At 39.7% G+C, this 20921-nt stretch carries 24 protein-coding genes; 15 read left to right on the top strand and 9 right to left on the bottom strand.

Annotated elements, in window-relative coordinates; all coding sequences use genetic code 11:
* The first annotated feature begins 11 nt into the window (after nt 1-11).
* The 4 genes from M44_RS01615 to M44_RS19640 all read left to right on the top strand — a co-directional run bounded on the left by M44_RS01615 (nt 12) and on the right by M44_RS19640 (nt 4720).
* Nucleotides 12-1202: a glycine C-acetyltransferase gene (locus M44_RS01615; RefSeq protein ID WP_010170291.1), complete on the top strand. Its 1191-nt coding sequence runs from the start codon at nt 12-14 to the stop codon at nt 1200-1202.
* Nucleotides 1203-1230: 28 nt separating this feature from the next.
* Nucleotides 1231-2178 (top strand): L-threonine 3-dehydrogenase, encoded by a 948-nt coding sequence (locus M44_RS01620; RefSeq protein ID WP_010170292.1) that lies wholly within the window; start codon nt 1231-1233, stop codon nt 2176-2178.
* A gap of 129 nt (nt 2179-2307) precedes the next feature.
* Entirely contained in the window at nt 2308-2481 is a 174-nt protein-coding gene (locus tag M44_RS26665; RefSeq protein ID WP_155814868.1) for a hypothetical protein, read from the top strand.
* Between the two features lie 208 nt (nt 2482-2689).
* A complete protein-coding gene (locus M44_RS19640; protein WP_010170293.1) occupies nt 2690-4720 on the top strand; it encodes a sensor domain-containing protein in 2031 nt (676 codons plus the stop codon).
* Between the two features lie 165 nt (nt 4721-4885).
* Here M44_RS19640 and M44_RS01630 read toward each other — a convergent pair whose 3' ends face one another.
* Nucleotides 4886-6247 carry a YjiH family protein gene (locus M44_RS01630; protein WP_010170295.1) on the bottom strand — a complete coding sequence of 454 codons (1362 nt, stop codon included), beginning with the start codon at nt 6245-6247 and terminating at the stop codon, nt 4886-4888.
* 216 nt (nt 6248-6463) lie between these two features.
* Here M44_RS01630 and M44_RS01635 point away from each other — a divergent pair, with 216 nt between their 5' ends.
* The 7 genes from M44_RS01635 to M44_RS01665 all read left to right on the top strand — a co-directional run bounded on the left by M44_RS01635 (nt 6464) and on the right by M44_RS01665 (nt 10572).
* Complete coding sequence (locus M44_RS01635) at nt 6464-6829, top strand: hypothetical protein (RefSeq protein WP_010170297.1); 366 nt, start codon at nt 6464-6466, stop codon at nt 6827-6829.
* 95 nt (nt 6830-6924) lie between these two features.
* Entirely contained in the window at nt 6925-7539 is a 615-nt protein-coding gene (locus M44_RS19645; protein ID WP_272941166.1) for a GGDEF domain-containing protein, read from the top strand.
* A gap of 189 nt (nt 7540-7728) precedes the next feature.
* Nucleotides 7729-7962, top strand: coding sequence for a hypothetical protein (locus M44_RS01645; protein ID WP_010170301.1), 234 nt, complete (start codon nt 7729-7731; stop codon nt 7960-7962).
* A gap of 226 nt (nt 7963-8188) precedes the next feature.
* On the top strand, nt 8189-8614 hold the full coding sequence (locus M44_RS01655; protein WP_081447364.1) for an ABC transporter permease subunit: 426 nt from the start codon (nt 8189-8191) through the stop codon (nt 8612-8614).
* Nucleotides 8611-8970, top strand: a complete 360-nt coding sequence (locus tag M44_RS24545) for a hypothetical protein (protein ID WP_010170307.1) — start codon at nt 8611-8613, stop codon at nt 8968-8970. The genes M44_RS01655 and M44_RS24545 overlap by 4 nt, the downstream gene beginning before the upstream one ends.
* On the top strand, nt 8963-9628 hold the full coding sequence (locus M44_RS19650) for an ABC transporter permease subunit (protein WP_010170309.1): 666 nt from the start codon (nt 8963-8965) through the stop codon (nt 9626-9628). Before M44_RS24545 ends, M44_RS19650 begins: the two co-directional genes overlap by 8 nt.
* Before the next feature lie 74 nt (nt 9629-9702).
* On the top strand, nt 9703-10572 hold the full coding sequence (locus tag M44_RS01665; protein WP_010170311.1) for a Cof-type HAD-IIB family hydrolase: 870 nt from the start codon (nt 9703-9705) through the stop codon (nt 10570-10572).
* A 307-nt stretch (nt 10573-10879) separates the two neighbouring features.
* Here M44_RS01665 and M44_RS01675 read toward each other — a convergent pair whose 3' ends face one another.
* Together M44_RS01675 and M44_RS27460 are read right to left on the bottom strand one after the other, a co-directional pair.
* Complete coding sequence (locus M44_RS01675; protein ID WP_010170313.1) at nt 10880-11533, bottom strand: TetR/AcrR family transcriptional regulator; 654 nt, start codon at nt 11531-11533, stop codon at nt 10880-10882.
* A 114-nt stretch (nt 11534-11647) separates the two neighbouring features.
* Nucleotides 11648-11800, bottom strand: a complete 153-nt coding sequence (locus M44_RS27460) for a ribbon-helix-helix domain-containing protein (RefSeq protein WP_010170315.1) — start codon at nt 11798-11800, stop codon at nt 11648-11650.
* Between the two features lie 63 nt (nt 11801-11863).
* Between M44_RS27460 and tnpB the strand changes: the two genes are divergently transcribed.
* Entirely contained in the window at nt 11864-13036 is a 1173-nt protein-coding gene (gene tnpB, locus M44_RS01685; protein WP_010170316.1) for an IS200/IS605 family element RNA-guided endonuclease TnpB, read from the top strand.
* Between the two features lie 91 nt (nt 13037-13127).
* Here the strand turns inward: tnpB and M44_RS19655 are convergent, their stop codons facing one another.
* Genes M44_RS19655 through M44_RS01695 form a run of 3 tightly spaced genes read right to left on the bottom strand, consistent with a single transcriptional unit; the run spans nt 13128 to nt 14854 of the window.
* The gene (locus M44_RS19655) at nt 13128-13970 is read right to left on the bottom strand and encodes an ABC transporter permease (protein WP_010170318.1); all 843 of its coding nucleotides are present in this window, start codon (nt 13968-13970) and stop codon (nt 13128-13130) included.
* Nucleotides 13971-14025: 55 nt separating this feature from the next.
* Nucleotides 14026-14145 carry a hypothetical protein gene (locus M44_RS29730; protein ID WP_010170319.1) on the bottom strand — a complete coding sequence of 40 codons (120 nt, stop codon included), beginning with the start codon at nt 14143-14145 and terminating at the stop codon, nt 14026-14028.
* Nucleotide 14146: 1 nt separating this feature from the next.
* The gene (locus M44_RS01695) at nt 14147-14854 is read right to left on the bottom strand and encodes an ABC transporter ATP-binding protein (RefSeq protein WP_010170321.1); all 708 of its coding nucleotides are present in this window, start codon (nt 14852-14854) and stop codon (nt 14147-14149) included.
* A 331-nt stretch (nt 14855-15185) separates the two neighbouring features.
* On the opposite strand from M44_RS01695, the gene M44_RS01700 reads away from it, so the two are divergent.
* The 3 genes from M44_RS01700 to M44_RS01710 are packed head-to-tail and all read left to right on the top strand — an operon-like array spanning nt 15186 to nt 17833.
* Nucleotides 15186-16139: an aminoimidazole riboside kinase gene (locus tag M44_RS01700; protein ID WP_029326675.1), complete on the top strand. Its 954-nt coding sequence runs from the start codon at nt 15186-15188 to the stop codon at nt 16137-16139.
* A gap of 11 nt (nt 16140-16150) precedes the next feature.
* The gene (locus M44_RS01705) at nt 16151-17593 is read left to right on the top strand and encodes a glycoside hydrolase family 32 protein (RefSeq protein WP_010170326.1); all 1443 of its coding nucleotides are present in this window, start codon (nt 16151-16153) and stop codon (nt 17591-17593) included.
* A 57-nt stretch (nt 17594-17650) separates the two neighbouring features.
* The gene (locus tag M44_RS01710; protein ID WP_010170328.1) at nt 17651-17833 is read left to right on the top strand and encodes a hypothetical protein; all 183 of its coding nucleotides are present in this window, start codon (nt 17651-17653) and stop codon (nt 17831-17833) included.
* Nucleotides 17834-17907: 74 nt separating this feature from the next.
* On the opposite strand, the gene M44_RS19660 is transcribed toward M44_RS01710, so the two are convergent.
* The 3 genes from M44_RS19660 to bshB2 form a co-directional block, all read right to left on the bottom strand.
* Nucleotides 17908-19074: a cell wall-binding repeat-containing protein gene (locus M44_RS19660; RefSeq protein WP_010170330.1), complete on the bottom strand. Its 1167-nt coding sequence runs from the start codon at nt 19072-19074 to the stop codon at nt 17908-17910.
* Between the two features lie 69 nt (nt 19075-19143).
* Nucleotides 19144-19719: a transglycosylase SLT domain-containing protein gene (locus tag M44_RS24550; protein ID WP_010170331.1), complete on the bottom strand. Its 576-nt coding sequence runs from the start codon at nt 19717-19719 to the stop codon at nt 19144-19146.
* Between the two features lie 308 nt (nt 19720-20027).
* Nucleotides 20028-20720, bottom strand: a complete 693-nt coding sequence (bshB2, locus tag M44_RS01725) for a bacillithiol biosynthesis deacetylase BshB2 (protein WP_010170333.1) — start codon at nt 20718-20720, stop codon at nt 20028-20030.
* Nucleotides 20721-20921 lie beyond the last annotated feature (201 nt).

Below are 20921 nucleotides of genomic sequence, written 5' to 3' on the forward strand. Positions count from 1 at the left end.
AGGATAACAAAATGACAACAACTCTTGAGCAATTTTTAAATGAAAATTTGTCTTCATTAAAAGACCAAGGACTTTATAATGAGATTGATCCAGTAGAAGGTCCAAATGGTCCCCTTATTACGATTGGTGGAAAAAAACATATTAACTTATCTTCAAACAACTACTTAGGGCTAGCGACAGACTCTCGTCTAAAGGAAGTGGCCAAAGCCGCAGTGGATCATTACGGTGTGGGAGCAGGTGCTGTTCGTACCATTAACGGTACGCTAGACATACATATCAAATTAGAAGAAACCATTGCAACGTTCAAAGGTACAGAGGCAGCTATTGCCTATCAATCAGGGTTTAACTGTAATATGGCAGCCATCTCAGCTGTTATGGACAAACATGATGCTATTTTATCAGATGAATTAAACCATGCTTCCATTATTGATGGCTGTCGATTGTCTAAAGCGAAAGTCATTCGTTTTAACCACTCAGATATGGAAGATCTTCGTTCTAAAGCGAAAGAAGCAACGGAATCTGGTCTTTATAATAAAGTGATGGTCATTACAGATGGAGTCTTCTCCATGGACGGAGATATTGCGAAGCTTCCGGAAATTGTTGACATCGCTGAAGAATTTAATTTAATCACGTATGTAGACGATGCACATGGTTCAGGTGTCCTTGGAAAGGGTGCTGGAACGGTTAAGCACTTTGGATTATCTGATCGAGTTGATTTCCAAATTGGAACACTTTCAAAAGCCATCGGTGTAGTTGGTGGATATGTAGCCGGTAAGCATGATTTAATCGACTGGCTAAAGGTACGTTCACGTCCGTTCCTATTCTCAACGGCCCTAACGCCAGCTGATGTAACAGCGTGTACACGGGCAATCGAAATTTTAATGGAATCAACGGAACTACATGACAAGCTTTGGGAAAACGGAGATTATTTAAAAGCCGGACTTAAGAAGCTAGGCTTTAATATTGGAGAAAGTGAAACGCCAATTACTCCATGTATCGTTGGAGACGAAAAGCTTACCCAAACTTTTAGTAAGCGTCTAATCGAAGAGGGTGTCTACGCAAAATCGATCGTATTCCCAACGGTACCAAAAGGAACAGGACGAGTTCGTAATATGCCAACAGCAGCGCACACAAAAGAAATGCTAGATGAAGCCATTTTAATATATGAAAAAGTAGGAAAAGAACTAGGAATTCTTTCTTAATTTAAGAGAGCATCAGGGGGAAAGTAACGTGAAAAAAATATTAATAACAGGTGCGCTTGGTCAAATTGGATCGGAGCTTGTCGTAAAATTACGACAAGAATATGGAATAGACAATGTCATTGCTACAGATATTCGTGAAACCGATAGCCCAGTGGTCACCGAAGGAATCTTTGAACTATTAAATGTGATGGATTATGAGAAAATGCTCGAGCTTGCGAAGAAGTATGAAGTAGATACGATTATGCATCTAGCTGCTCTATTATCAGCAACAGCAGAAGCGAAACCACTCCTTGCATGGAACTTAAATATGGGAGGGCTAGTGAACGCTCTTGAAGTAGCGAGAGAATGTAACCTACAGTTCTTCACACCGAGTTCAATCGGAGCGTTTGGTCCATCTACACCAAAGGATCAAACACCACAAGACACCATTCAACGCCCAACCACGATGTATGGTGTGAATAAAGTAGCTGGCGAATTGCTATGTGATTACTATTACGAGAAATTTGGAGTAGACACCCGTGGAGTACGTTTCCCTGGTTTGATTTCGTATGTGGCACCTCCGGGCGGGGGAACAACGGATTATGCAGTGGAGATTTACTATGAAGCATGGAAGAACGGTCGTTATACTTCTTATATTGCTGAAGGTACGTATATGGATATGATGTATATGCCAGACGCCTTGCAAGCCATTGTAGATTTGATGGAAGCAGATCCAACCAAGCTAAAGCACCGCAATGCGTTTAACGTGACGGCAATGAGCTTCGAACCGGAGCAAATAGCAGCTTCTATTAAAAAGGTGATACCTGAGTTTGAAATGGATTATCATGTGGACCCTGTCAGACAGACAATTGCCAACAGCTGGCCGAACTCCATTGATGCCACAGCAGCGAAAGAAGAATGGGGCTTCCACGCGACGTACGATTTAGATAAAATGACAGAAGATATGCTTGAAAAGCTGAAGGTAAAGTTAGGATAAATAATAACCTGATGGGAAGATTCTTCTCATCAGGTTTTTTAAGGTGAAATTTGTTCATTTTATACCTTTTGTTCCAATCTCTATTCCATATGGTATAATTTTTTTAAGAATATAAAGTGAGGCTTTCCTATGTCTAATTCTATGCTATCATTCTATTTCCTACAATTTATGGTATCCTTAATTACCACTATCTCAGCTAGTTTTTTAGCGTTTTCAATGATTTCACCTATTCAATCAAAAGGTGCTACTAGTTCAGCCCCCCTCCCTGAAATCATTATACCTAGCGGTATTTCTGACTTTTAATTGGAGTTTAACTCTCTACTTACTAGTTCCATCTATAACGATTAGCCGTTTATGTATCAGTTTCTTTGTCATCGGTATGACCTTCTTTTTTATTGTGAAGGGAGTATTTCGTTATTCTCAATATCAGGCGGCTCGTGCATTTTCTTTTGTTAGTAACGGTATAGTCTTTACTCTTCTTCTCCTATTTATCTATATTGGGGGCTATCAGTTGGCTTTAGGTCAACCTCAATTTCATCCACTTAAATTTGCAGGTACCATTCTATTTATTATGGGAGCTTGCTTTCCTTTCTTTCGATACATAGCTCAGTACAAAAGAGACTACACAACCTATAGGCAAGGTAAACAATATATAACTGGTAGTCTTGTAAACGGACTTTCCTTTTCCATCCTTCCTCTACTCTCGTTGTTATCCGTAGTTCCTGATGTGCAGGTGGCTTTTTCATTTTATACCGAGAATAAGATAGGTATGATTCTTCCGTTTTTCGTTCAACTTTGTTTTATGCTTTTATCGTGGTTTATTCCTGACATCTTATCAGAAGAAACCCTACAAAAACAGTATGATCAATTAAAGGAAAGAGAAATCTGGTATCATTCGCTCTTTGAGAATAATCCGGTAGCGGTGATTACGTTCGACCATAGGGGAAATATCAAGCACACGAACCCAAAAATATTTGAATTAACGGGCTACCAAGAAGACTACGTTGTAGAACATTCTTTTAAGCCCTATGTACACCATAAGGACCACCCAATCATCTACAAAGAATTTAAAAAAGCATTAGTGGGAGTAGGTAGTAACTTTGAACTTCGATTGATCCATCAAGATGGTAGGATTCTCCAAACGATGATTGTCATGGTTCCAGTTCTGATTGAAAATAAAGTGGTTGGAGTGCATTGTTTAGTAACGGATATTACCACTTCAAAAGAGGCAGAAAAGAAAATTCACCATATGGCCTATCATGATGATCTAACCGGTTTACCGAACAGAAGGTATTTCGAACAAATTACGGCCGAAATTATAAAACGACAACCTATGAAAATGGCTATTTTGTTGCTGGATTTAAATCGTTTCAAAGTGGTAAATGACACGCTTGGTCATGCCGCTGGTGATCAGCTTTTAATAGAAATAGCTAGGAGGATAGATGATAAGATTGGAGTACAAGATCATGTAGCTCGTATGAGCGGAGATGAGTTTATTCTTCTTCTTCCGACAATAAGAGGAAAAGCAGATGTCTTCCATATCGCTAACCATATCCATAAAAGCTTAGAGCAACCCATTCTCATTAATGACCACGAAATTATCACATCTACTTCCATAGGTGTGGCTATGTATCCGGATCATGGTGAAGATTTAACCACCTTACTAAAAACAGCAGATGTCGCAATGTATACGGCCAAAAAGAAAGGGGCGGCTCAGACCTTCTTTTATTCAAATTCTTTACATGCCAAGGAAATCAACCCGATACAATTGGAAGAGGACATTCGCTCTGCCATTAAACATGAGGATTTTCTCATTTACTACCAACCGAAATTTTCTACTATAAATGGGCGGATGATAGGTGTGGAAGCATTAGTTCGGTGGAAGCATCGACATAAAGGGATTATCTCACCAGGCCATTTTATTCCTTTAGCAGAAGAAACAGGGCTGATTATCCCTCTTGGAGCACATGTTCTTAGAAAGGTTTGCTTAAAGCTGAAAGAGTGGGAAAGCAGAGGGCATAAGGATATAATTGTTTCAGTAAACGTCTCATCTAGACAGTTTCATGATGACCACTTCCTCCAAACAGTTCGAGACATTCTAATCGAAACCGGTGTAAATCCCAGGCAGATAGAATTAGAAATTACCGAGTCCACTGCAATGGAGCAGGTGTACAGAGCGGAAAGAATCCTAAAGGAACTATCGGAATTAGGCATTACGATTACAATTGATGATTTTGGTATTGAATATAGTTCATTAAATTATTTGAAGAAATTTGCCGTAGATACACTTAAAGTAGATAAAAGCTTTATTCGTGAGTTGCTAACCAACGAATCGAACCAAGCGATCGTGAGGGCGATAATCGTGATGGCAACGCATCTACAATTAGATCTTGTCGCAGAGGGTGTAGAGACAGAAGAACAACTCAAGTGGCTTCAAATGAATGGATGTCAGTATGTACAAGGCTACTATTTTAGTCGTCCCATTCCTTGTGAAGAATTTGAAAAGCAATTTCTCACACTTCATAATCTTGCATCAAGCTAACTTTACTAGACAGCAATAGAACGTGTTTCATAGTAAAGGGATAATCAATCCATTGGGGGTGATTATCCCTTTTTCCATTCAATCTCAATCGTCATTCCAATTTGTTAAGACAGGAAGATAACTAAAAAATAGGCTCTCATCACAGTGATGAGAGCCTTTCATAACTTAAAATATTATATGCCCAACAAGTGCAATTACAGGTAGAGCAATTAACGTACGTAGTATAAAAATAGATAATAAATCAATAAAGTTTACGGGGATCTTAGAACCAAGTAGCAATCCACCAATCTCAGATAAGTAGATTAACTGTGTAACAGAAACCGTAGCAATAACGAATCGTGTTAATTCGCTCTCAATTCCGCTTCCGATTATTGCAGGTAAGAACATATCAGCAAATCCTACAACCATCGTTTGGGCAGCTGCCTCGGCTTCTGGAAGCTGGAATAACTCCAGAATTGGAACGAACGGAGTCCCTAAGAATACAAATAAGCTAGTATACTCAGCAAGAATTAGTCCAGTCGTTCCGATGGCCATAACAACTGGTGCCACTCCGAGCCACATGTCTAAAATATTTTTAACCCCATCTCGGAAAAATCCGACGGCACTTTTATTTTGCTTTGCCTGTGATATCGCTGCGTCAAAGCCAGCCTTCACCACTTGCCCTTTTGGTGGGATGCGATCTTCTTCTGGTTGTGTGGTCCCATCAATGAACGTGCGCGGTTTTCTAGATAATGGCGGGATACGCGGCATGATAATCGCACACAAGAAACCAGCAAGAGCAACCGTAGCATAGAAAGGAACAAAGTAATCTTCTAACCCTATCTCCTGGATAACAACAAGACTGAATGTTATGGATACAACAGAGAAAGTAGTTCCAATAATGGCAGACTCCTTCTTGGTGTAATACCCATCCTCATACTGCTTACTTGTTAATAAAACCCCAATCGTTCCGTCCCCTAACCATGAAGCTAGAGTATCAATTGAAGAACGACCTGGTAGCTTAAATAGAGGACGCATAATTTTTGTTAGAAGAGCACTAAAAAACTCTAGTAATCCAAAATTTAATAAAAGTGGCAATAGTAGGCCTGCAAATAGAAAAATAGAGAACAGAATGGATAGTAATCCACCGGCTTCTAACAATAACCCGCCCGTATATTCACTCCATATCGCCTCTGGTCCTAATTGAAAGTATGTTAATAGGGCAAAAACTGCTCCCAGTACTCTTATGAATACCCAAATCCACTGAACATTAAAGAGATTACGGAGAAAATCATTCTGCATAATAGCTTTATTCTGAGTGAATTTAGTATACAAGGATAACAATGCCGTTATACTAATTAACCCTGTCATAATAGCTGGAATACTATTCCCCATAAGATCTTGTACAAAGTTTGACAGAACGGCCACCGGTATAGTAAAACCGGTTTCTGTTGGAATAGGTGTCATAAAAAAGAACACACCTAGTAAGGAAGGAATAAGAAATAGAATAATATGTTTAACTGAATGCTTCGTTGTATCATTCTTCATAAAAATACACCCCAATAAATTATAGTGAAATAAATATACAATACATTTAATATTAATTCATTTTGATATAATAAGCTAGACTATATTGAAATTTTCATTAAAAGAGAGCAGGAAATAGATTGAAAGAAAATGGATATGAAGGTAAAATAATCTATGTAATTATTTCTTTGTTCCTATGTCTAACGAACTATTAAAATTGAATAGAAGGTTGTAAACATGCTTCAAACTATTTTCTTAAATGTGTCAGTGTTAGTATTTTACGTTTTCGTCGTTCAGTTCTTAATGAGAAATAAAGAGAAGTCTTTTATTTTTAAGCTTCTGCTTACCATGACCACAAGCTTTGTTGCTCTTGAATTACATATACTATCCGTTTCGGTAGATGAGTTACAGATGTTATCTTTAGCCCCGCTTGTATTTCTACTTTCAAGTCTATTTATTGGTAGGACGATTAGTCTTTTCGCTACCTTTTTACTTCTAGGATTACACCTCCTCATGCTAGTAGATCTATTAAATGGAATGATCATTCTGTTCTCAAGTCTGGTTCCTAGTCTTCTTCTTCAGTATGTACGTTCAAAAAAATAGTCTTTCATCTATCTATTCTTTCTACCTGGCTATTTAGTATAGCTAGTAGTTATCTCGCTTCAACACAGCAAATGACCAGCTTGATCTTCTTTAGTATGATCTTCCTTACTATTGGGTATATCCTATTTTTCGTTAGTGAAACCCATATTAAAACGTTGGTAGATTTAGAGCGCAAGGAAGCAGAGTCTGTTACAGACCATTTAACCGGGTTACAAAATCGTAGGAGTCTTGATCGAATGATTTATCAGATTATTGCAGATATTCAAAATGGTGATGAAACGATGTATAGTGTCATCCTGTTTGATGTAGATTATTTTAAACAGTTTAATGATACGTATGGTCATATAAGCGGAGATGAAATACTATGGCAAATGAGTAGGTTAGTTGAGAATCACTTGGAAGACCAAGAGCATATAACACTATACCGATACGGAGGGGAAGAATTCTGTATCGTTATGAAGAGCGTTCCTCACAAAGAAGCAAAACGAGTGGCAGAAAAAATTCGTGAATTAGTTGAAACCGCCAATTTTTACATACCAGCTAAGAAAGAAATTCACTTAACAATCTCTTTAGGCGTCGCTTCCTATCCAGAAACAACGGATGAACTATCGGATGTACTTTCCTGCGCAGACAAATTCCTTTATCGTGCCAAGCGAAATGGTCGAAATTGTTCATTTGGCGAACAGGAAGAAGAATTGCTTTATGTTTAAGGAGACAAGAGTATAGACAGTCATAACCAAACCACAAAGAGCCTTTTCTCTTTGTGGTTTTTAACGAGGATTCGTTTTTAGCATCATAAACGTATACCAATTCATCTTAAAATAACGAAAAAATCTAAATTAACAAAATATTGGTAATGTGTTAAAATTACGATTAACGAAATAAATGGGGGATAAAAGATGAACATGATAAAGAGACTTTTAGACAAAGGAGTGCAGCTTGCTTTAGGTTGCATAGGTATTATTTTTGTAGCAGGTATTCCCATCCTTTTGCAGGATATTGGTCATTGGAACTTGGAGTGGAAAGCATATTGGAGTGAGACGAAGAATGTATTCTCCAGTTTACAAAATCCTAATGAACTTACCTATTTTAGTATAAAATGTTTGAGGAAAGGCCTCTATTTCCATTTCTAATGGATGCTGTCATTTACTCGTTAACTATTCTTGTGGGAGCGCTACTGATAGCAAGTGTTCTAGCTATTTTATTAACGCTATTAACGATGAATATGTCCTTAAAAGGAAGGCAGCGGTTTAAATTCTTATTCTTCCTGTTCGAATCCATCCCAGATATCCTCATCATCCTTGGATTTCAACTCTTTATTGTCTTTTTTACAAAAAAACGGAGATTCTTCTATTCCCTATCGCAACTTTAGGAGAAAACCGAGCCTATTTTATCCCTATCCTATGTCTAGCCATTCTTCCGATGGTTCAATTCTATCGCTTAAACATGTTAAATTTTGAACGCGAAGAGACTCTAAATTATGTGGAATTGGCTAGGTCTTTAGGATTTGGTAAATGGTATGTGCAAACTATGCATATTTTCAGAAATGCCGTATTATCGGTATTCTTTCAATCTAAGAAGATACTTTGGTTTATGCTATCCAATCTATTTATCTTAGAATTGTTGTTTAATATTAACGGGGTGACCAGTCTGCTAGTTAGCTATATGTCGCCGTCATCCTTCGCCATGGCGTTATTATGTCTCTTTGTACCTGTGTTCATTGTGTATAGCTTGTTAGAACTTATAGTAGAACGTAAAGCCAATAGAGGGGAGGTCCTGACATGAGAAAAGCGTTTAAGCAACCATTCTTTCTCCTTGGTTTTTTCGTATTGGTGGGCTTTGTTACAGCAAGCTTTGTTTATTGGGCACTTTATAATGATGAAATTAAACAAATTCAATACCTACGAGATTCAAGCGGGACGCTCATCGCAGCTGCTCCTCTAGCCCCTTTTAGTGAAATGCCACTAGGATCAAATGCATTAGGCTACAGTATGCTAGGAGCTATTCTTGTAGGAGCCAAATATACCATTTTAGTGACAATCGTGGTTGCTGGATTAAGAATGCTTGTCTCAATTCCGATAGGGATGGTGCTTGGGACAGTGTTCACAAAGACAAAAAAAATATGTGAATGGCATGTTTGACCCTTTTTACTTTATTCCATTATCCATCCTCGCGATTTATTTAATGAGACCTGTGGTGTTTAGCACACCCGAAGGCTTTGAGAATTCTCTGTGGGAAAGAATCCTACTACAAATTATCATCATGACTATTCTAGCAATACCAACTCTAAGCATTTTAATCAGTAATGAAGTAGGACAAGTGAATAAAAAGGAATATATAGCAAGTGCCAAAACGTTAGGTGCTAGGCCTTTACGCATTATGAGGAAGCATATTTATCCAGAGCTACGAGAAAAGTTCTTCGTCATCTTCGGTCAGCAAGTCATGCAAACCCTTATCTTACTTATTCACCTTGGGGTTGTTCAAATCTTCCTTGGTGGAACCATCATGAGCTTTGGAATGATGCAGGATCCTCCTAAAAGCTTTTCTAATGACTGGTCTGGTCTAATTGGAAATTCCTTTAGATGGATAGAAACAGCCCCTTGGATTCCACTTGCACCCATTGCTTGTTTTTCCATCACGATGCTTGCGGTGGCCTTTATGATTGAGGGGTATGTTCGTGCTACTTCAGGAAAGTCACACTACTATAAGAAGTTCAAAGCATCTTATGAAAAATCAGGACAGGTAGAGCCAAAAGAGATAGACGAGGATTCTTTAAAGCGATATAAAAAAGTTGGCTAGCTACCGTATTGGTTGAGTTTTCCTTTTTGTATTTTTTACAATGGAGGGGAAGTCAGAGAGAGAAGGTGCAAAGAGTGGTAAAATGTATCGCTACAGATATGGATGGAACATTATTAAATCATGAACAGCGAATTAGTGAGCGAAACAAACTAGCGATTGAAACGGCTATTCAGCAAGGGGTAAAAGTCGTCGTAGCAACAGGCAGATCGTACCCTGAAGCGGCTACCGTGTTAAAGGAAGCAAACCTTTCTCTTCCAATTATCTGTGTAAACGGAGCTGAAATTCGAAACACAGCGGGAGAAGTTGTATACAGCAAAGGAATGAAGAAAGAAAGAGCATCCTTTATAGCCAAAGAGCTTAAAAAACGAGACATTTACTTCGAAATTTATACGAATAAAGGGTCGTTCTCTGAAAATTATCAGCTAGGAGTCGATGTGATTGTCGATATCTTCCATACAGCCAATCCAGAAATTCCTGAAGAACTGATCAGAAAGCGAGCAGTGGAGCGCCTCGAAGTTGGAGTATTTGAAGAAATCTCTGATTATGAAACCATTTTTTCATCGAGTGAATATGACGTGTATAAATTCCTCGTATTCTCTAAACAAAAAGAAGTACTAAAAGAAGCCTATGAAGTATTAGTGGAGATTGAAGATATTGCGATTAGCTCCTCTGGAGAAGAAAACCTTGAAATCAATAGCAGTGATGCTCAAAAAGGCATCGCCTTATCTCATTTTGTAGCAGAGCAGGGCATTTCATTAGAAGATACATTAGCACTAGGAGATAATTTAAATGATGTTTCGATGCTGTCGGTGGTAGGGTATCCAGTGGCAATGGGCAATGCTCATAAGGACGTTCTTGCTCTTTGCGAGTACACTACCCTTACCAATCGTGAGGACGGAGTAGGAAGAGCAATCGAAAGCATAGTATTGAAGGTACATCAATAGTGTAGGATGAAGAGTCTCCTTTTAAAAGGGAGGCTTTTTTTGTGGTATTTTTAGGACGGAGGGATCCTTTATATATGAAGGGAATGAATTTGGTGGCTGCACGAGATGGGTGGGGCCGCACAGGATGAGTGGAAAGCCGCACCAAAAGGGGAGTAGCCGCCCGAGAAAGCGTGTCACCCGCACCATCTACATCAGACTCGCTCGAAGTACCACGACCTTACCACCTTCACACCTTCAATCCTCACCACCAAACCAACAAAAAAACCAAGCACATACCGCACTTGGTTTTCCGCCTACTTATCCATCCTTACTCCCTTTTTCCCTTTACCCCATACATTAGAAGACTCATGGTGCGGTCAACCTCTTCCTCCTCATTTAATGAAGGGTCTCTGAAAAGGAACTCATGAAAGACAACATGGCCAATCACGGTGGAAAGGGTAAAGCGCATAAGAGACTGGCTTGGCATTTCAACAATTTCACCCTCTTGTTTGTAATGCCCAATAGCTTTTTCCAGTCGTACTCGAGCTTTTTCAATAATATGCTCCATGAATTGACGCTTTAATTCTTCTTGGTAAGGCATTTCTAGAATTAAGATTTTGGCTAAAATCCTATTTTTACGTAAAAATTCAAGTCGGTTCACCAAAATAGCTCGAACTAAAGATTCGTAAGAATGATTTGGATTATCCATGATGTTAAACACATCTTTTAACACGAAGGGACCAATCAGCTTCGCCATGGTGGGCGCGACAATGGCTAGAAGTAAATCTTGCTTCGTGCGATAGTGTCTGAAGATGGTTCCTTCTGCGACGCCGGCTTTTTTGGCAATTTCACTTGTGGATGTTGCCGCAAAGCCCTTTTCAGAGAAAATCTCTACAGCGGCTTCTAATATATTTCGTTGTTTCTGCGTTAGAGATTCTTGCTCGTCAATGAGTGTATCTAAAATCGTAGAGAATTCGTCCATGCTAACGCTCCTTTTTATCGAAAATAGGCGAGAAAACCCCCATCTTCAAGGAATGTGAAGGGTGAAGCCCAATGAGTAAGTGGGGGATGAATCGCCTTCGGACAAGGGATAGCTTTAGCTATCTCGATTGTCCGACTGTTCGAGTGCTACTTGAATAAGATGAAATATTGTTTGAGTACGAGTGCCGAAACCTTTTTTCTCTTTGTATTCATCCACTTTGTCTAACAATGTTTTTGGAAATCGTAACATAACTGATTGCTTTTCCATTGTTCTTTCCTCCCGAAAAATGATACACTATGTATATCATATATTAAAAGGAGGTGAAAATCAATGTTAGTGAAAAAAGCGTACAAATTCCGACTATATCCAAATCAAAAGCAAATTGAACTGATTAACAAAACCATTGGATGTTCTCGCTTTGTATATAACTTTTTTGTCGGCAAGCAAAAAGATAAAGATGCGTATTGGTATATTGTCAACGAAATGGTACAAAACGGTCAACTTACAGAAAACAATTGGAAGGGTGAATTCTTTAACAAGAACCAATCCATTAAAGCGGTTCGTGAACTGAAAAAACACTATCCATTCTTGAAAGAAGTCGATAGTATCGCCCTTCAAAAATCCGTTGAAATTGTAAATGATTCTTACACTCGCTATTACAAGAAACAAAATGGTGAACCTCGTTTTAAATCAAAAAAGAATCCTGTTCAATCGTACACAACCAAATGTGTAAACGGGAATATTTCTGTTTTGGATAAACATGTTAAACTACCGAAATTAGGTCTTGTTCGTTTTGCGAAAAGTCGTGAAGTAGAAGGCAGAATCATGAACGCAACGATTAGACGTAATCCTTCGGGCAAATATTTCATTTCAATCTTAGTCGAAACAGAAATTGAACACTTTAAAAAGACAGGTTCAGCAGTTGGTATTGATGTAGGATTGAAAGACTTCGCCACTCTTTCAGATGGAACGGTGTATGCTAACCCAACATTCTTTCGTACATTAGAAGAAAAATTAGCAAAAGAACAACGTATCCTTTCAAGACGACAAATAGGTTCTTCTAATTGGAATAAACAAAAAGTAAAAGTGGCTCGGCTTCACGAAACGATTGCGAACGCAAGAAAAGATATGTTAGATAAAATCTCTACCGCTATTGTCAAAAACCACGACATCATTGGTATCGAAGATTTGTCTATTACGAATATGTTAAAAAATCATAACCTTGCTAAAGCGATTAGTGAAGTCTCATGGTCACAATTTCGCACAATGTTGGAATATAAAGCAAATTGGTACGGAAAACAGGTTGTAACCGTAGCAAAAAACTTCCCTTCCAGTCAGCTTTGTTCAACGTGTGGTCACAAAAATAAAGACGTTAAAAATCTTGCTTTGCGTGAGTGGGAGTGTCCTACATGCAAAACGCATCACCAAAGAGATATTAACGCAAGTTTGAATCTTCGTAACGAAGCACTACGATTAACCGCAGGAACCGCGGGGATAGCCTAATCCATAACTAACCGATAGGTTGGTGTTCTTAGGAATCCCCCACTTCAATCAGACCGTAAGGTCGATAAGTGGTGGGTAGTTCAAAACCTACCTATATTCTACGATATTTTCTCAAAGCTGCAATGTTTAGAAGGATAAAAACGAAAGAGAAACAGAATAAAAGGAATAGCTCTAGTCCAATATCTGTGATACTTAACCCTTTGATCATCACACCACGAAGAGCATCTGCTGCATAATATAAAGGAGTCACAAGTCCGATTCCTTGCAACCATTCTGAAACAGTTTCAAGATTAAATAATCCTGAGAAAAAGATTTGCGGAATAACAATGAGTGGGATAAATTGCATCATCTGTAGCTCCGTTTGAGCAAAGGCTGATAACAAAATCCCGAGTGTTAAGGCAGAGAACGAAAGCAATAATATGATCAGCAATACGTTGAAAAAGTCACCAGTCATATACAAATCTAGAACGTATATACCAAACCAAGCGATAAACGTAGCTTGTAAAATGGTGACCACACCAAAACCTATCACATACCCAACAACCAACTCCCATATCTTCATAGGACTAGCAAGAAGTCTTTCTAATGTCCCGCTTGTTCGTTCTCGTAAAAAGGAGATCCCGCTGATTAAAAACACAAAGAAAAAGACGAAAAAGCCTAGTAACACAGGTCCAAAGGAGTCGAACATGGCCATTTCACTGTCCCCGTAAAGGTACTGAGTGGTAGGGGCAGGAACATCACTTTGGTTGAGAGTGCTCATAAATCCTTGCAACTCCTTCATTGCCGCACCGTTTACAGTAGGATCACTACCTTCTACTACAAATTCTGGTGTTGAACCTAGAATTAAAAAGCCATCAAGCTCTCCATCTTCAAGCATGGAAAATGCTTCTTCCTCTATGAGCAGATAATCTATGTCATCTGGGACTTCGAGCATCCCCAGCATTTCTTCCTCAGCAACAATGGCTGTTACTGGTTCATAAGGGTCTGCATCAAAAAATCAATGAAAGTAAAGTTAAAATAAATAATGGCGCAATAAATATAAGGGCAAGTGTTCGCTTATCTCGAGCAAGCTGAAGCATGATTCGTTTTGCAAGTCCCAATACTCTCATGTTACATCCCCTCCATGGATAAGAATACGTCTTCAATACTAGAAACATCATAGCTTTGTTTAATGAATTGTGGTGCGTCGCACGCAATTAACTTTCCGCCTCGAATGAGACCTAATCGATCACATCGTTCGGCTTCATCCATTACATGGGTGGTCACAAATAGCGTTTTTCCATCTAGTTTTAGTTGCTGAAACGCTTCCCAAATGTTTTTACGAAGTACAGGGTCAATTCCAACGGTTGGCTCATCTAGGATTAAAATATCTGGATCGTGTAGCATGGCAATGACGAGAGATAATCGACGTCTCATCCCCCCAGAATATTGGTGAACCGGCTTATTTAAGTGCTCTGTTAAATCAACCATGTCCATTAATGACTGAATTCGTACCTTCCTCACCTCTTTTGACAGAGAGTACAGGTCAGCAAAAAAGTGGAGGTTTTCCTTGGCTGTAAGTTCATTATAAAGAGCATCCCCCTGAGCCATGTACCCAATGTTTTTATAAAGTGTTCTACTTTTTAGAGGCTCTTCTTGAAATAATACCGTCCCAGCAGTAGGTAATTCTAACCCAATCATCATTTTGATTAACGTTGTTTTACCCGAACCAGAAGGTCCAAGTAAGGCAAATATTTCACCTTTCTTCAAGGTGATAGAGATATCATTTAATACTTTCTGTTCTCCAAAAGATTTTGATACAGAATTAATGGTTAGCATGATGATACGATCTCCTTTCTTTGCACAAAAGTAAGTGAGTGATTACTCACTTATATAATAATCCAACCAAGAGTGGGATGCAAGTGTTATGTGAGTGATTACTCACTTTTGTTGAGATGAAACAAAAAAGTGGGGTATGATGCTCATTTTGACATAGGATAGGCGAATTCTGGGGAAGAACGGCATGTGAACTATTCAAGTCTAGCGTCGTACTAAAAAAGAATAAAAAGTCATGAAATATTTATGTTTCTGATATGGAATCGATTCCTTAATCTGATAAGATAGCTTATGTATAGATACAATTGGGGAACATGAACGTATAAGGAGGACGATGATGATGAAAAAAGGCATTATTTCTCTCGGGGAAGTATTAATCGACTTTATACCATTAGATAAAGAAAATATATCGTACCAAAAAAGCCCCGGCGGTGCGCCGGCTAATGTAGCGGTGGGACTTGCTCGCTTAGGAAGTAAAAGCATGTTTTTAGGGAAGGTCGGAGATGATGTTTTAGGAAGATTTTTAGAGAGAACATTATTGAATTATGGTGTAAGCACTAAAGGTCTAGCCTTTACAAAGGATGTTCGCACAGGCGTGGTATTTGTGACGCTAGCTGAGAACGGAGAGCGCAGCTTTGATTTTTACATTAACCCAAGCGCCGATCGGTTCCTTGAAGTTGGGGACTTAGAAGAAGTGTGGTTCCAGGAACATCGAATTTTACACTTCGGAAGTATTTCTCTAATTAGCGAACCATCAAAAAGTGCTACAAAGAAAGCGGTTCAATTAGCTAAAGAAAACGGAATGATTGTTTCGTATGATCCTAATCTTCGCTTAGTACTATGGGATAGCGAAGCGAAGGCAAAAGAGGAAATCATCTCTATGCTAGGCATGGCCGATGTGCTTAAGATTTCTGAAGAGGAGCTAGAGTTCATTACAGGTGAAAAAGATATAGATAAAGGTGCTAGCATCCTTTCTTCCTACAATATCAAGCTTGTCCTTATAACACTAGGCGGAGAGGGAAGCTATGTGTTTACCAAAGAAGGAAGCACTCATGTGCCGGCCATGAAGGTAGAGGCATTGGATACAACTGGCGCAGGAGATGCGTTTGTTTCAGGTATTTTATACCGTCTAAATGAATGGAATGGTTCATTAGAAGAGCTTACGTTAAAAGAAGCAAAGGAAATGGCACGTTTTGCGTCCGTATTGGGTGCGCTTGCAGCTTCAACGAAGGGTGCTATGACGGCGTTACCAACGCTTGAAGAAGTTAAGATGAGATTAGAGAAGTAGGAGGGGATGCAATGACAACTCGAGATGAACAATTACGTGATGATGCTCTTCAAATGGTAGAAGAAAACGAAGAGCTAGTCAGTCAAGACCCGTATCGTCTAAGCTATCACTTGATGCCACCTGTTGGATTACTGAATGATCCAAATGGCTTCATCCAGTGGAAGGGGACCTATCATTTATTCTATCAGTGGCTTCCATTTAAAACGGACCATGGTGCTAAATTCTGGGGGCACTATTCCTCTACAGACCTTGTAGACTGGACGCATGAACCCATTGCCTTAACACCTTCTGAGTGGTTTGAGAAGAATGGTTGTTATTCAGGAAGCGCCATTGATCATGATGACAAACTGTATCTCTTTTACACAGGGAATGTAAAAGACGAAGCGGGTAATCGTGAAACCTATCAATGTGTGGCGATTTCAGAAGACGGGATAGACTTTGATAAAAAAGGACCTGTGGTGTACTTACCAGAGGGCTATACAGCTCACTTCCGCGATCCGAAAGTATGGAAGAAGGATGGTCTGTACTATATGGTGGTGGGAGCTCAGAGCAAAGAGTTAACCGGTAAAGTAGCATTATTTCGATCTTCTGATTTAGAGGACTGGGAGCTTATGGGCAATGCAGCTGGGTCCTATCAAGGTGGACTTCAAGATTTCGGTTATATGTGGGAATGCCCTGACCTTTTTGAACTAGATGGAAATGATGTGTTAATCGTATCTCCGCAAGGTCTAGAGGCAAAGGGGATGAACTATCAAAACGTGTATCAAGCAGGCTATTTTATGGGTGAGTTGGATTATAGCACAGGGAGTCTCTCCCACGGTGAGTTCGTAGAGCTCGATCGCGGATTTGATTTTTATGCTCCGCAAACAACAGAAGATGAAAAGGGACGACGACTTTTAGTTGCCTGGATGAGTGTGCCAGATCAAAATGAGCAAGATCATCCAACGATTCCCTATAAGTGGATTCATAATATGACGATTCCACGAGAATTAAAGCTAATGAACGGCCATATTTATCAGCAACCAGTGGAGGAGTTAAAGCAGCTTCGTAAAGGCAGTGCCGTGTACTATGATGTGACGCTACTAGATGAAGAACGCGTATTGGAAGGAGTCGCTGGAAAATCGATGGAGCTTATTGTAGAAGAATTAGCCATTGAAGAAGAGTTTCAGGTAAGGATTGGCGGAGATGTGCTCCTCTCCTTCAATCGTAAACAGGGCGTATTCACCATGGAAAGAACAAGCTACGTCGACGGCTCACGTGAGAAGCGTCAATGTGAGTTACACCAGTTAACCAAACTCCAAGTGTACGTGGATCATTCTTCTGTGGAGGCTTTTATCAATGATGGAGCTGAGGTATTCACCTGCCGCTTCTTCCCGTCCCCCGAAGATGAAAGTGTACGTTTTATGGCACGCGGTGAAGTGAAAGGGAAGCTTGAGAAGTACGGGTTAGAGTAGGATAAAAGAGGGCGAACTTATGGTAAGTTCGCCTTTTTAGGAGGCGTAGTGCTCAGTATGCTTGAATATCCGCTCGGTCGAAGCGGCTTAGCGATCGGTGCGCATGAATTTCCGCTCGGTCGAGGAGGCATTGCGATCGGTGCGCATGAATTTCCGCTCGGTCGAGGCGGCTTTGCGCTCGGTACACCTAAATTTAAGCTAGATCGAACCAAACTTTCACTCGGTCATCCAAATTTTTAAGTACGTGACTATGCGACACGCTAGGTTGAATAGAAAAAGAGGTCTTCATGCCCGCATGAAAACCTCTTTCCATACTATTCCATAAGTTGCTCAGCGATATGTTCAGAAACAACCGTTTTACCACCTAAAAGAGTGAATTCTTCTAGATTTCCTTTTAAAAGGGTGGATGTACTAGACTTTACATTAGTGTCTACTAACACAATAGGCGCACCTTCTTTACCAGCAAGAACGGCTCCAGCTAAAGCATCAGGGAAATTCGTACCCGTTGCAACATACACATGCTCTGTTGGAAGATTTAGTTCGTCAATAATCATAGAATTCGTTTTATACCGATCGCTTCCCCCGTAACGTGTAGGAGTAGGAAGTTCTTTGACTACACTCGTATCGATTACCGCCGTACTTCCCACAACGATACTAGATTTCAATCCTTTTAACGCGTTTTTAGTAGAGGACGGAAGTTTTTTTGTATCCGTTAAAAGAATTGGAATTCCTTTGCTTCCTGCGTACGAAGCGATAGAAAGTGCATCAGGGAAGTTCCCACCATAGGCGATAACTGCTTGTGTAGGAGAGCCACCTAACGCCGTCATAATTTTGGCGGCAGTGTCGTACCGATCCTTCCCGCCAATTCTTTTCACACTCGCTACAACGCTTTTTAATTCCTTCTCCACTTCAGTAGAAACAGCCGCACCAGAACCTAAAATAATCACGTTCTTAGCTCCTAGTCGCTTAATTTCATTTTTCGTTTCAGAAGGAAGTTCGTTCGTTTTCGTTAAAAGAAGGGGGGCGTTCTGTTTTACGGCTAGAGGAACCCCAGCTAAGGCATCCGCAAAATTTTCACCTGTCGCTATGACAACCGTTTCTGCCTTATTCCATCCTTCTTTTGAAACCTCGACCGCTGTTTTGTATCGGCCTGCCCCTTCAAGGCGGGTACCGACGTATTCAAAATACTTGTTTGTTGCATAACCACTTTGTCCATCTAGTGAAGTCATAGGGTACCATACAAATTGGTTTGTACTAGACTCAACGGCATCTTGCTTAAAATTTTCTGTAATCCTCATTAATTGATTGTTATAGATGGTTGTATATGCACCGCTCGTTGAATTTGTTGAACGCAATCTCGTCTCATCATTGCTCACAACATAATCATTGGTTTCCCATACATACGTAGACTCAGTTAATGAGGTATTCACTTTAAAATTCATGGTTTTAAACTTAATGTTTTCGGTTTTTATTTGGATCATAGTCAAAATCCTTCGCAGCAAATGGAAGAGACTCCACGAGTGTATCAATACCTTGGAAAGCCTCGCTTTCTATCTTGTCGAATACCTTTTCTTGATAGGCATCCTCGTTTCTTTTCCTGTTGCCTGTACGGTTGGACTATTGACTGGTTTTGTTCCATTGTACGCCATCACGGCAAAATACCAATGTTCTAGAATCATAGGACTATTTTTTCCATCATTAATCGTTGGTAGATCGGTTCTGTTATAAAAGTTATAGGCTAACATTTTAACCCCAGTCTCAATGTTAAACAGAATATCTTCCTTTAAACGCTTTTCATCCTTCGAGTCATAGTTCGTGATTTGCATAAGTCCAATACCACCATCTGGACTAATCACCGCATCCCCATTTGAATTAAATTGTTCCCAACCGCCATTTTCAGTAGTAGCGACCGCTTTCACAATTTCTGGAGGCACTCCATATTTAAAAGCAGCTGCACTCAAAAGACAAGAGATCTCCTGATATTCAGGATTTTTACCCGCTTCAGTAGAAACCTTACACGATATCTGCTTCTGATCTGTTTTTGCAGCCGCACTAAATGGCACACTCCAAACAACTAACATCAATGCAGCAATCCCAGATACAACAATTTTCCCTAATTGATTCATCCTTTCACTCCCTCATAAAATCTATCTACCTACCACTATACCAAAAATAGTAAACTAGGTTAAATGATAAAAAGAGTTGAATAGACTTTTTTGGGAAAATATAATGAATTGCCCGTAAATTGGAAATTTTGCCCGTAAGTATGTGGTAATTGCCCATATTTTAAAAAATCTGCCCGTATTTATCCTAAATTGCCCATAACCCAACAAACTTTGCCCGTAAATTTTTTAGCCTATCAAATTGACACCTTTACTCCTTTGAAAACATCACAAAAGAGACCCTCCGTTAACGGAAGGTCTCCCATTTCTCATTATGCTAGAGGACTCACTTGATCTTTATTCCAATCATACGTGTAAAAACGTTCGTATGTTACCCATTTTAATGCTTCAGGAGAGCCTTTTTCAATTTGCTCCTCAATATCTTTTAACATCCATGCCGTTTGAGAAATATGTGCTCTCATGGCAGCAAGCTTTGTCTTTTGCACAGGACGAATATCCACAAGAACATCAGCCTTTCCTAATTCAGCCTCCGTGTTATTAGCAAAAGCCACACAATGAAGCGTAGGACGTTCATTTTTAGGCAAACTACGCACAGCACGAACGACCGCGCGAGCAGTCGCTTCGTGGTCGGGGTGAACAGAATAGCCGGGATAGAACGTAATAACAAGAGATGGATTAAGTTCATCTATAAGATGCAGCATCATTTTCATCATTTCCCGATCATCTTCAAACTCAATCGTTTTATCTCGAAGTCCCATCATACGAAGATCTTGAATCCCCATTACTTTCGCCGCTTCAACTAATTCCTTTTTTCTGATTTCTGGAAGTGACTCACGTGTAGCAAACGGAGGATTCCCTAGATTTCTCCCCATTTGTCCGAGTGTCAAGCAAGCATACGTTACAGGGGTCCCGTTCTGTACATGCGTTGCAATGGTTCCAGACACCCCAAACGCTTCATCATCAGGATGGGGGAAAATGACCAATACCTGTCGTTCTTTTTCCATAGTGTAAAGCTCCTTTTCTGTATAAAATGAATCTATATTTTCTTAATTTTTAAGTTGAAATTTATGCCAGTCAACATTGAACACCTTAACCAGTCGGCTGCGGTTTTCTCTATGTCCAGCTCCGTCCCTAACCAGTCGGCTGCGGTTTTCTCTATGTCCAGCTCCGTCCCTAACCAGTCGGCCGCGGTTTTCTAATAATCA

Origin of the sequence: Bacillus coahuilensis m4-4 (genome assembly GCF_000171615.1) — a bacterium.
GTDB lineage: Bacteria > Bacillota > Bacilli > Bacillales > Bacillaceae_K > Bacillus_T > Bacillus_T coahuilensis.